Here is a 3,223-nt window from a genome sequence, read left to right as displayed (position 1 = left end):
CTTCCGCCGGCGTCGCGGATATCGTCCCCGAGTTCGCCGACGCGTTCCCCTTCGAGTCGTTCAACCGGATGCAGCGAGAGGCGCTGCCGGCCGTGCTCGACTCCGATGAGAACGTCGTCGTGAGCGCACCCACCGCAAGCGGCAAGACCGCACTTGCGGAGCTCGCCATCTGTCGAACCCTCCGGGCGGACGGCACCGCCCTCTTCTTGGCGCCGTTGCGCGCGCTCACGAACGAGAAGGAAGACGAGTGGGAACGCTTCGAGGAACTGGGCTATTCGGTGTACGTCGTCACCGGCGAGCGCGACCTCAACCCCCGACGCGCCGAGCGGGCCGACATCCTCGTGATGACACCCGAGAAGGCCGATTCGGCGACCCGGAAACACGACTCGCCGCGGTACTCATTCATCACCGACGTCGACTGCTGCGTTATCGACGAGGTGCATCTGCTCGACTCCGACCGCCGCGGCGCGGTGCTCGAAGTGACGATTTCGCGGCTCCGCCGACTGTGTGCGACGCGCATCGTGGCGCTTTCGGCGACGATGTCGAACGTCGAGGACGTCGCCGACTGGCTCGACGCGCCGCCGGAGTCGACCTTCCAATTCGGCGACGATTACCGACCCGTGCCGCTGCACGCGGGCGTCGAGACGTACGCCCACGGCGACAACGCCTTCGCCGACAAATACCGGCGGCTCTACCGTGCGCTCGACCTCGCCCAGCCGCACATTGAGGACGGGGGACAGGCGCTCGTCTTCGTCGCCTCCAGACAGGACACCGTCCGGGCCGCCGAGAAAGCCCGAGACGTCATCGGCGAGCGCGATATCGAGATGGGCGCCCGCGGCGACTACGATTTCCATACCGACGCCCAGGAACTGAACAACGAGACGCTCAGACAGTCCGTCATCGACGGGGTCGGCTTCCACCACGCCGGCCTCTCGAAGGCCGACAAAGACCGCGTCGAGGATTGGTTCAAGGAGGGCAAAATCCAGTTGCTCTTCTCGACGTCGACGCTGGCGTGGGGCGTCAATCTCCCCGCCCGCTGTGTCGTTATCCGGGATACGAAGCTCCACGACCCCCTGGAAGGCGAGGTGGACATGAGCCCGCTGGATATCCTCCAGATGCTCGGACGGGCGGGACGACCGGGCTACGATGACGCGGGCTACGCCTCCGTCGTCTGTGACGGCAGCGACGCCGACAAATACCGGGCGCTGCTCCGGGATGGCAAGCCCATCGAGTCGCGGCTCGCCGGGGAACTCGACTCCCATCTCAACGCCGAAATCGCGCTCGGCGTCGTCGACGACATCGAGGACGTGATGGACTGGCTCGAAACGACGTTCTACTACACGCGCGCACAGAGCGCGCCCGATAAGTACGACGACAGCGACTCGCTGCGCGACCGGGTGTCGGCAACGCTGAAACGGCTCGTCGACAGCGGCTTCGTCGACCAGTCGGGGCTGGAGATCGAGCCGACGGGGCTGGGCAAGCTCGCCTCGCAGTATTATCTCCGGCTCGAAACCGCCGAGGGATTCTACCGGCTGTGCGAGCGAGCGGCAGCGGACGATACGCCGGCAATCGACGAGTCGGCTATCCTCCGGGCGGTCGCTGACGCCGCCGAGTTCGACAGCGTGTCGGCCCGCCGTGACGAGCGCGAGACGTTCGGTGCCGTCCTCGATGGCGAGGGCGACGAACTCGAAGCAGGCAACCGGAAAGTGCTCGCCATCCTCCGCGGGAGCATGTCCGGCACGACGCCCGCGGAACTCCAAAGCGATGCGTGGGTCATCCGACAGAACGCCCTCCGGATGCTCGCGGCGTTGCGAGCCTTCTGTGAGCGCTTTGCCGCGCCGCGGGACGCCAACCTCGTCCGGCGTATCGAGGCCCGCGTCGAACACGGCATCAGCGCCGACGCCGTCGGCTTGACCGCCATCGAAGGAGTCGGCAAGGGCCGAGCACAGAAGCTCGCCCGCGAGGGGCTGGAAACACCCGCTGACGTCCAGGCTGCGGGCGTCGACGGCCTCGTCGATGCCGGTCTCTCCGAAGGGCTTGCCGAGCGCGTGCTCGAACAGGCCGAATCACTGCCTGCCCCCACTTTCGAGTGGAGTGGTATGCCCGCCAGCATCTCGAGCGGGGAGAACACGATGGCCGAACTGACGGTGCGGAACGACGGCGACGGCGCGCCGGCCGGGGTTCGCGTCACCGTCAACGGCGTCGAGATGTCCGAGCAGACGCGCTATCTCGGCGAGACGGCGATGCCGGTCGGCGTCTTCGGCGGCGACGCCGAGGAACTCACGTTTGAAGCTGAGGTCGCCTTCTCGGGGCTGCCGCTCGTGCCCGTCACGGACAGCCGCACCGTTCGCATCGAGTGAATACCAAGCGCGTTGTAGCCTTTTGTTCCGGTAGCCGCCTTTATATTGGGCGGCGATGCACTCGCGGGTATGAGCAAGGAGACGGTTCACACCGACGACGCACCGGCCGCCGCGGGCGCGTACAGCCAGGCGACGACGAACGGCGACCTCGTGTTCACCGCCGGCCAAATCGCGCTGACGCCAGATGGCGATTCGCTGGCCGACAAGCCCGTCCCGGTACAGACCACACAGGCGCTCGACAACCTCGCGGCCGTTCTCGAGGAGGCCGGCACGAGCCTCGATAACGTCCTCAAGACGACCGTGTTCCTGGCGGACATCGACGATTTCGAGGCGATGAACGAGACGTACGCGACGTATTTCGAGGAGGAGCCGCCGGCCCGGTCGGCGGTGCAGGCTGGCGCGCTGCCGCTCGAGATGGACGTCGAAATCGAGGCCGTCGCGACGAAGCCGTGACGTCGCGGGCGAAATCCGCTCTCTTGTGGGGCGCACTGGGGATGCTCGCGTTCCTCGTTGCACACCAGGCGTATCTGCTCCTCGGCGGGGCGTTCTTGGGCGTCGGAGCGGTCGGCGCCGTCGCGGTGGTCGTCTTCGCCGCGACGACCAGCGCCGCGTACTACGTGGAAGGACGGCTGGTCGGGGCCAGACCGCCAGGCGGCGACGGGTGACGTGCCCACACGGAACGCGAAGGACTTAAACAGCAGACTCCGGTACCTTAGGGTGAGCCAGGATGGCCGAACGGTAAGGCGCACGCCTGGAAAGCGTGTTCCCTTCCGGGATTCTGGGTTCAAATCCCAGTCCTGGCGTAGCGAGATGCGAGCGAAGCGAGCATCTCGGCGATGCCGAACGGCGATAGCCGTGAGGCG

The 3,223-nt window shown here is 66.8% G+C and carries 3 protein-coding genes and 1 tRNA gene; all 4 read left to right on the top strand.

From position 1 onward, the window contains the following. Positions 1–20 precede the first annotated feature (20 nt). Positions 21–2,360, top strand: a complete 2,340-nt coding sequence (locus ACI8UR_RS12325; protein ID WP_415087930.1) for a DEAD/DEAH box helicase — start codon at positions 21–23, stop codon at positions 2,358–2,360. A 69-nt stretch (positions 2,361–2,429) separates the two neighbouring features. Beyond that, positions 2,430–2,813 (top strand): Rid family detoxifying hydrolase, encoded by a 384-nt coding sequence (locus tag ACI8UR_RS12320; protein ID WP_411714395.1) that lies wholly within the window; start codon positions 2,430–2,432, stop codon positions 2,811–2,813. A 23-nt stretch (positions 2,814–2,836) separates the two neighbouring features. After that, a complete protein-coding gene (locus ACI8UR_RS12315) occupies positions 2,837–3,025 on the top strand; it encodes a hypothetical protein (RefSeq protein WP_415087929.1) in 189 nt (62 codons plus the stop codon). Positions 3,026–3,081: 56 nt separating this feature from the next. Beyond that, positions 3,082–3,163: transfer RNA gene (locus ACI8UR_RS12310), tRNA-Ser, on the top strand. Positions 3,164–3,223: the final 60 nt, after the last annotated feature.

This window comes from Natronomonas sp., from assembly GCF_047616845.1.
Taxonomy (GTDB): Archaea; Halobacteriota; Halobacteria; order Halobacteriales; family Haloarculaceae; genus Natronomonas.
The sequence above is the reverse complement of the archived record's forward strand: the minus strand, read 5'-3'. Positions and strand labels throughout refer to the sequence as shown.

Bases quoted from the DNA above. Each gene is read 5' to 3' on its own strand.
- ACI8UR_RS12320 (WP_411714395.1), top strand. From the start codon at position 2,430: ATGAGCAAGGAGACGGTTCACACCGACGACGCACCGGCCGCCGCGGGC.